General features: G+C 68.6%; 7 protein-coding genes. 4 read left to right on the top strand and 3 right to left on the bottom strand.

Annotated elements, in window-relative coordinates; translation table 11 throughout:
• The coding region (locus tag ON39_RS35505) for an alpha/beta fold hydrolase (RefSeq protein WP_040740720.1) at positions 1-762 on the bottom strand (762 nt) is incomplete at its 3' end.
• Positions 763-953: 191 nt separating this feature from the next.
• Here ON39_RS35505 and ON39_RS35500 point away from each other — a divergent pair.
• Positions 954-1,658: a response regulator transcription factor gene (locus tag ON39_RS35500; RefSeq protein WP_051187514.1), complete on the top strand. Its 705-nt coding sequence runs from the start codon at positions 954-956 to the stop codon at positions 1,656-1,658.
• Positions 1,658-2,977, top strand: a complete 1,320-nt coding sequence (locus tag ON39_RS35495; RefSeq protein WP_051187512.1) for a HAMP domain-containing sensor histidine kinase — start codon at positions 1,658-1,660, stop codon at positions 2,975-2,977. The genes ON39_RS35500 and ON39_RS35495 overlap by 1 nt, the downstream gene beginning before the upstream one ends.
• A 4-nt stretch (positions 2,978-2,981) precedes the next feature.
• On the opposite strand, the gene ON39_RS35490 is transcribed toward ON39_RS35495, so the two are convergent.
• Both ON39_RS35490 and ON39_RS35485 read right to left on the bottom strand, forming a co-directional pair.
• The gene (locus ON39_RS35490) at positions 2,982-3,797 is read right to left on the bottom strand and encodes an SAM-dependent methyltransferase (RefSeq protein WP_255219327.1); all 816 of its coding nucleotides are present in this window, start codon (positions 3,795-3,797) and stop codon (positions 2,982-2,984) included.
• Positions 3,798-3,932: 135 nt separating this feature from the next.
• Positions 3,933-4,976: a hypothetical protein gene (locus ON39_RS35485; protein WP_040740714.1), complete on the bottom strand. Its 1,044-nt coding sequence runs from the start codon at positions 4,974-4,976 to the stop codon at positions 3,933-3,935.
• Positions 4,977-5,638: 662 nt separating this feature from the next.
• Between ON39_RS35485 and ON39_RS35480 the strand changes: the two genes are divergently transcribed.
• Both ON39_RS35480 and ON39_RS35475 read left to right on the top strand, forming a co-directional pair.
• Positions 5,639-6,610, top strand: a complete 972-nt coding sequence (locus ON39_RS35480; protein WP_246002804.1) for an alpha/beta hydrolase — start codon at positions 5,639-5,641, stop codon at positions 6,608-6,610.
• A gap of 429 nt (positions 6,611-7,039) precedes the next feature.
• Positions 7,040-7,583 (top strand): alpha/beta hydrolase (locus ON39_RS35475; RefSeq protein ID WP_255219326.1); only part of this gene is annotated, 544 nt, incomplete at its 3' end.

Raw genomic sequence — 7,583 nt, 5'->3', positions numbered from 1 at the left:
GCGCAGGTCCGCCACGGCGGTGTCGCCGTCGCAGGCCCGGCTTCGATCGCAGATGCGGTGTAGCGCAAGCGATACCGCCTCGGCATTGGGGCGCGACAGTGGGTCGAAGTCCGCCGGGTAGGCGCCGGACAGCACGATGGACTGCACGTGCTCGGGGTGGCGCTCGGCGTAGATCGGCATCAGGTAGGTGCCGTAGGAGATGCCGTAGAGCACCAGCTTCGGGATGCCGAGCCGCTCGCGCACCGCGTCGAAGTCGTCCGCGGTGGCCGCCGAGGTGTATCCGACGGCGCGCTCGCCGAGCCGTTCGGCGCAGCTCGCCACGGTCTGCCGCTGGTACTCGCGGGTGCCGAGCTCGTAGCCTGCCTCGTCCGCGCCGCAGTCGATCGGGCTGGACAGGCCGGTGCCGCGCGGGTCGATGAGCAGCAGGTCGTGATCGTCGAGCAACTGCGCGGACAACTGGGTGGCCTGGGCGGCGTGCAAGATCAGTGGAACGCCGGGGCCACCCGGGTTCGGCGCGATCGTGCCCGCGGCGGGCGCGTCGAGGACGCCGCGCCGGATCAGCGCGTAACTCACTGCGACGGTGCCCATTTCGGGGCGATCGGCGACCAGTGGCCGGGACTGCACGCCGCACTCGACCCGATGCCCGGGCACCGTCGGGCACCAGTCCGGCCCGGGTGGCTCCCGGTCGCCGCACGCCGTGACCAGCGTCGCGGCGGCCAGCGCGGCCGCCATACCCGCGATTACCCGCTTTACCTTGTGCATCCTCGAAAACCCTTCCCTCTGAATGACTCCCGCCCGCGGCGGGGTGTTGAGAGAAATCCTCAGGGCGCGGGGTCAACGGTCCGCGAGGGCGACGAAAGAATCAGGTAAGAATCGCGGCGGCCGCGGTGACGGTGATCACGCGGGACGCCCTCGAGCCGGGGAAAGCGCTACCCTCCAGCAACAATGACCGGGTGACCACACCGAGCTCGTCAGTCCCCGCCCCGTCGGTGCTCGTCGTCGAGGACGACCCGCACGTGCGCAGCACCCTGGACCAGCTGCTCCGCTTCGAGGGCTACACCGTGCACCTGGCCGAGGACGGGCAGCGGGCCGTCGAGTTGCTCGCGGAGCTCCGGCCGGACCTGGCCGTGGTCGACGTGGTCATGCCGCGACTGGACGGGTTGTCGCTGTGCAGGCTGCTGCGCCGCCGCGGCGATCGGCTGCCGATCCTGGTGCTCACCGCGCGGCACCAGATCGGCGACCGCGTCGCCGGGCTGGACGCCGGGGCCGACGACTACCTGCCCAAGCCCTTCGCGACCGACGAACTGCTCGCCCGGCTGCGCGCGCTGCTCCGGCGCAGCACCCTCGATGAGGACGGCGCCGTGCTGTCGGTCGCGGACCTGACCCTGAACACGGCGACGCGGGAGGTGTACCGCGGGGATCGAGCGATCGAGCTCACCAAGACCGAGTTCGACGTGCTCGAACTGCTGCTCCGCAACGCGCGAATCGTCCTGTCCCGCAGCCGGATCTACGAACACATCTGGGGTTTCGACTTCGACACCGACTCCCGCTCGCTCGACGTGTACGTCGGCTACCTGCGCCGCAAGACCGAGCAGAACGGCGAGCCCCGGCTGATCCACACCGTCCGCAATGTCGGCTACGCCGTGCGTCCCGCGTGATGCTGCGCGCCAGGCTCACCCTCGTCGTCATCGTCGCCGTGCTGGCGGCGATCGTCGTCACGCTCGCGACCTCCTATCGCGGGGTCAGCGCGCTGGTCGGCGATCAGATCGACCGCAGCCTCAACGACCGGGTCGACGCCGTCACCGCCGTGCTGCCCGCGGTGCTGCCCGAGCGGGCCGACACCATCGAGCAGCTGCTGTCGGCCGACGGCGCCGCCCGCCCGTTGATACCGGGCCGGATGCCGCTACCGGTCGCCGAGGCGGATCGCGCCGTCGCCCGAAACGGAAGCGGCACAGCCGAATACAACATCGACCTGGACGGCGAGCCGTACGGCATCCTCACGAAGCCGCGACCGGGCGGCGGCGCGGTCATGGTGGCGCAGCGGTATCGCGAATCCGAGCGGATCGATCGCGAATTCCTCTGGCGCACCGGCGGTATCACCGCGATCGCGGTGGCGCTCTCGGCGCTGCTGAGCTGGCTGGCCATCGGGCGCATCCTGCGACCGGTGCGCCGCCTGCTCGCCGCGACCGAGCACATCAGCTCGACCCAGGACCTCTCGGTCGGGCTGCCGCCCGTCGGCCGCGACGAAATCGGCAGGCTCACCGGCAGTTTCGCCACCATGCTCGCCGCGCTGCGACGCTCGCGCGCCCAGCAGCACCGGCTCGTTCAGGACGCCAGCCACGAGCTGTGCACCCCGCTGACCTCCATCCGCGGCAGCGCTGAGCTGCTCCAGCGCGCCCGCGGCCGGCTGGCGCCCGAGGACGAGACCCAGGTGCTCGACACCCTCGTGCAGGAGTCGACCGCGCTCGACGACCTCGTGGCCGAACTCGTGGAACTCGCCACCGACCAGCACACCACCGAGGAACCCACGATCGTGGATCTCGCCGCGCTCGCCGAGGACTGCGCGCGCCGCTTCCGGCACCGCGGCGCCCGCCCGATCACCGTCACCGCGGACGATCCGGTCGACGTACTCGCCAGGCCCAGGGCGCTGGCGCGCTGCGTCGACAACCTGCTGAACAACGCGATCAAGTTCAGCCCGCCGGACACCCCCGTCGAGGTGCGCGTGCACGGCACGGAGGTGTCGGTGCGCGACCAGGGGCCCGGCATAGCCGCCGAGGACGCCCCGGCCGTCTTCGACAGGTTCTATCGCGCCGCGAACGCCCAGGGCACACCGGGTTCCGGCCTCGGCCTCGCCATCGTCGCGGACATCGTCACCGCACACCACGGCACCGTGTTCGCCGAGCACGGGCCGGGCGCGCGCATCGGTTTCCGGCTTCCGCCCGCGCGGCCGTCGCGGGGGCGCGGGCGCCGGGGCTGACGGGTCAGCTCGGGGTGCGGCCGATGCCGCCGTAGATCACCAGCCGGGTGGCGGGCAGGTCGTCGTCGAGCCACTCCTGTGCGGGGACCACGCCGGGCTCGATGAGGTCGAAGTCTTTGAAGAAGGCCGTGGTTTCCTCGCGGGAGCGGTATTTGACCTGGGAGGGCGAGTTGTTGGTGTCGCTGTGGGACTGGCCGATGAAGTCCGGGTGCGTCTCGTCGGAGCCGTGGGTGATGGCCAGGTAGCTGCCGGGGGCCATGACCTCGCGGAACTTGGCGATGATGCCCGCGGGGTCTTCGTCGTCCATGACGTAGTGCAGTACGCCGATGATGAGGACGGCGACCGGTTCGCTGAAGTCGATGAGACCGCCGGCCTTCAATCGGTCGATGATGTCCTCGGGCTGGCGGATGTCGGCTTTCAAGGCGTCGACGCCGGGCGAGCTCGCAAGCAGCGCGTCGCAGTGCGCGTGCACGATCGGGTCGTTGTCGATGTAGACGACGCGGGCCGACGGCTCGATCTTGCGGGCCACCTCGTGCACGTTGGGGGAGGTGGGGATGCCGGCGCCGAGATCGATGAACTGGCGCACGCCCGCGTCGGCGGCGAGCTCGACCGCGCGCACCAGGAATTGGCGGATGAACCACGCGAGGGTCCGGGTGTCGGGGGCGATGGCGAGCATGCGGTGGGCGACCTCGCGGTCGATGTCGTAGTTGTCCTTGCCACCGAGCATGTAGTCATAGATCCGGGCCGAACTCGGCACGTTCGGATTGAGTCCTGGTGCTCGGTCTATGTCCGACAAGGTGTCCTCCCGATCCTCGACCACAATCGTAGCGATCTTCCAGGCTGAATGGTGTGCTATGCCGTAGTGCGACAGAGCCACATCGCGGCGTCGCGACCGGGGCACGGGCAGTGCGGCAGGGTCACAGTGTGCCAGGCTCGCCGAAGCCTACTCGCCGAATCACCCTTTCGTGGCAAGTGTATTGGCGCGCACCATCAGTGCGTCGGCGATCGGGCGCGGGCGGCGGCCGAGGCCGCACGCGGTCGCGACGCCGTCGACCGGACGGCCCAACGCCTGCTCGATGAGCTGCAACGTGTGCAGCTGCTCCGCCTCGCTGGGGATGTCGTGGACCAGGCCCGCGTAGAAGCCGGTGCCCTCGCCGAGCGTCAGATCACGAAGGGGCGCATAGAATTTCGGGTTCGCGGACGGCGGTATGTCGCCCGCCGCGAACGGCGCGTGCACGTACGTCAGCGTGCGGTCCGCGGGCCACTGCCGGACTATCGAATTGGCGAGGTCCACGAACGGCCGCACATTTCGCAATGTTGCACGCGCCTTATTGTTCATGCTGCCGAGGCACAGGTGCACCCCGAAGCGGGTACCCGGCGGGCTCGCCGCGGCCAGCTCGGTGATTCCGCGCGCCACGCCCAATAACCGATCGACCAGTCTGTGCAGCGGCTGCGTCTGCGCCATGAGTACCAATTCCGCGGTCGCCTCCAGTTGGATGACGACGTCGTCCCCGGCCAATTCCCGGATGGCGACGATGTCGCGCACCGTGGCGTCGGTGAAGGCCTTTTTGTTGCGCAGCACACCGCCCACGGCGCCCATCGTCACGAAGGCCATCGTGAAATCGGTCGGCATCCCGAGCTGCAGCGTGACGCCGGTCAAATCCCGCTCGGCGCGCAGCGCCTCGAATACCGGGACGGCCTCCTCGGCCTCGCGGAGATATCCGAGATCCATCATGTCGCCGGTGAGTTTCTTGCCGCCCGCGGCCCGGTAAATGGTCCGTTCGCGGCTCGTTCGCCACTGCCCGGCCCGCTTGGATTCCAGCGCGCCCTGCGCCACCAGCTCATCGATGATCGGGCGGATGTAGAACTCGTAGCGTCGCGTCTCGCCGGTCGGCAGGGTGCGCAGGTGCGGGCCCGTGCTGTCCAGCATCGCTGTCATCGCGGCAGCTGTGCTCTCGGCCGGAAAACTCCCAACGAAGTGCACCGCTCGCGTACCCATGGGTCGGATACTAGACCGGCGGTTTGTTGTGCGCGAAACTCCGAGCGCTCTGGTACGACTCGTTGTCGTACTGTTACCTGCGCGGTCGAATGGGTGTGCGCTCGATCCGTCACTTCGGACGGCTGTCGCCAATCACTCTGCGGCCCAACCTTATTCGGCGGACATAGGTTCGATCCGCCACCCGCTCGTGCCGAGGGTGCGGTTCGCTCACGAAGGAGCGCTGCGCCGGATTGTGCAGGCGGCGTGCCGTATCAGCCCCGCATCCGTGGCAACCGCCGCCCCGTTTCTGAGGCACGCCGCCGACTCGCGCGCCATGGCCGGGCGTGCGGCCGGGCCGGGCCGCGCCTGGCGCGCGCGTTCGAAGTCGTCGCGGGAGCGGTGAATCCGCGCGCGTCCGCGGTCCACTATGTGAAAAGCATTCTGCCGATCAATACCTGAGCGTTTGTCCAACTGGTTGCTGCGGTTTATCAAGTGTCGCAAAGCATCTGCGTCGGGCGTTGCGACAGTCACGAGTATATAGAAGTTTTCTGATAGGTGTTGCGCATCATCCGGACTGCGCGCTAGCCTCCGGATTTATCACTGAAGTAGGGTGCCAAAGTGGTTATCCTCGTGTAACTCCGAGGGGAGCGCGTCTCGTGCGGGCCTTCTTAAAATACTTTGTCGTGTCAACAATTCTCTGTCTGGTGCCGGGCGTCGCCCTCGCCGACAACAACCCCCCACCGAATACCTGTACGGCGGTTTCTTTCCCGGCGCCGCAGGGCGGAACTCTGGCCGCGACGCTGTGCATGCCGTCGACCCCCACGAGCACCATCATGGTGTTGATGGCGGGCTCCAATTACAACCACACCTATTGGGATTTCCCGTATGCGCCGGAGACCTATAACTTTCGACGTGCGATGAACGCCGCGGGCTACGCGACGCTCGTGGTCGATCGGCTCGGCACCGGTGCGAGTACCCGGCCGCCGAGCGCGACGCTGACCGCCACCGGTTCGGTGCTGGCCCTGCATCAGATCGTCGGCGCGGTGCGCCAAGGCCTGCCCGGCGCGCAGCCCTTTGCCAAGATCATCACCGGCGGCCACTCGCTCAGCTCCGGCGTCGCGGTCATCGAGGCGAGCACCCACCACGACGTGGATGGCGTTCTGCTGACCGGGTTTTCGCACAGTCTCGACACGGCCGGGACGCTCGCCGTAGTGGCCACCTACCACTCTGCCGCGGAGGACCCGCAGTTCGCCGGCCAAGGCCTCGACGCCGGCTATCTGACCACCAAGCCGGGGACGCGGGCCGCCGATTTCTACGGCGCGGGCGACTACGACCCCGGGGTGCTCGCGACCGATGAGGCGACCAAGGAGGTCTTCTCGCTGACGGAGTACCCCGACGGACTGACCTCCACCCAGCCGCCCGAGACGAACCTCATCGACGTGCCCGTCCTGATCGTCGACGGCAGTGCGGACAAACTGTGCCTGAACGCCTGCGCGAGCACCGCGACGCTGGCGGCGGAGGAGGCTCCGTACTTCTGCCCGGCCGCGCGGCTGCGCACCTTCGTGTTGCCCGGCAGCGGGCACTCGGTGAACCTCGCCCGCAACACCGCCGCTTATCAAGCTGCGGTGCGGGATTGGCTGGCCGCGATGTTCTGACGACCGCGCCGCTCGGCGCCGATCGCCCCCGAGGACGGGTGCCCGCGTGGCCCCGTCCCCGAGGTGTTTTCGCCCGGCTTGCCCGAAAAGCGAAGTCCCGGCGACGGTTCGGCAGGTGGCGCCGGTTTCCCAAGCGGGGCAACGCATCTGCCGCGCGGTGAGCCGGTCGTACGGATTAGCTACATCTTCGCGATAGGTATTGCGCATCATCCATTGTGCGGGTTAGCCTCCCCGTTGATGACTCGATAGGGATGCCGAAGTGGTTATCCCCGTGTAACTCCGAGGGGAGCGCGTCGCGTGCGGGCCTCAATACGGGCAATTGTCATGTCAACAATGCTCTGCCTGGCGCCGGGCATTGCTCTGTCACCGGGTATCGCGCAGGCCGACCAAGTTTCGCCGCAGGATCGCTGCCGGGAGATAACGTTCCCGGTGCCGCAGGGAACCCTGGCCGGAAAGCTGTGCCTGCCGACGGATCGGCCGACGGACGCCGTCATGGTGTTGATGGCGGGTTCCAATTACAACGCCTCATACTGGGATTTCCAGTACGAACCCGAGACCTACAATTTCCGGCGCGCGATGAACGGCGCGGGCTACGCGACGCTGACGGTCGACCGGCTGGGCAACGGCGCGAGCACCCGGCCGCCGAGCGCGACGCTCACGGCGACGGCCACCGCGGAGGCGCTCCACCTCATCGTGCAGCAGGCGCGGCAGGGCCTGGCGGGCGAGCGGCCGTTCGGCAAGGTCATCATCGGTGGGCACTCGCTGAGCTCGGGCACCTCCGTCATGGAGGCCACCAAGTACCACGACGTCGACGGCGTGCTGCTCACCGGCTACTCGCACACGCTCAACGTCCCCGGCGTCCTCGGGGTGATCGGCACGTACTACCCGGCCGTCGAGGATCCGGCGTTCGCCGGTCGCGGATACGACCCCGGCTACCTGGTGTCCCGGCCGGGCGCGCGCCGCGCCGACTTCT

Source organism: Nocardia tenerifensis NBRC 101015, assembly GCF_000308715.1.
GTDB classification, from domain to species: Bacteria; Actinomycetota; Actinomycetes; order Mycobacteriales; family Mycobacteriaceae; genus Nocardia; species Nocardia tenerifensis.
Note: the sequence above shows the minus strand (reverse complement) of the source record. Positions and strands in the feature narration are given on the sequence as shown.

What these genes read in the sequence shown, in the direction of transcription:
- ON39_RS35495 (WP_051187512.1), top strand. Translation starts at nt 1,658, where the DNA reads ATGCTGCGCGCCAGGCTCACCCTCGTCGTCATCGTCGCCGTGCTGGCG.
- ON39_RS35485 (WP_040740714.1), bottom strand. Translation starts at nt 4,976, where the DNA reads ATGGGTACGCGAGCGGTGCACTTCGTTGGGAGTTTTCCGGCCGAGAGC.